Source organism: Vibrio sp. 03_296 (assembly GCF_002265885.1).
In genome coordinates this window covers 1-515 of record NZ_NPKW01000697.1, presented here as the reverse complement: position 1 = coordinate 515, position 515 = coordinate 1, and the positions used below count along the sequence as shown (strand labels likewise).

At 50.4% G+C, this 515-nt stretch carries 1 pseudogene; it reads right to left on the bottom strand.

Annotation, left to right across the window (positions count from 1 at the left end):
• Positions 1 to 174: 174 nt before the first annotated feature.
• Positions 175 to 515 (bottom strand): annotated as a pseudogene (locus CIK04_RS27215) (sodium:solute symporter family protein); the annotation flags it as partial.

The window sequence follows — 515 nt, the reverse complement described above, 5'->3', positions numbered from 1 at the left end:
GGCATTAAAACTAAATCGGTATTGGGAGCCATAGCCATGGTTGTCGGTGCCATAAAAATGCCTGAAATCAGTAGAGCCAGTGTAGCTTTGTTCATCTTGAGGTTCCTGTGCTAACACGATGAGTTTCAGAGCAAGATCACTGAAACTCATCGAACAGAGATTAGAAGTGGGAGATTACAGCTCGCGCGCCGCTTGACGATTTGCCAACGATTCGTCTCGAGCCAGCTCACCTTTGTCGGAGAGTTCCATTTCCATCAAAGCGCGTTCATCGTCTAAGATGGCGCGTAGCCAYTTCGGCAGAACTTGGTTAGCCGGTGTTAGTAGGCTCACCACTACTCCAGCCCCTAAGGCCACCATACAAGATGGAATGACAGGGTTGCCCCAAAATGTGGTTAGGCTCGGACTCATCATTACAGCCACTGAAGCTGCAGAAGCACCCGCCAGTGTTGCTAAAGCCCCTTGCCAATTATAACGGCGCCAAAACCGCCCCAACATACCGCAGACAAACATGCCAG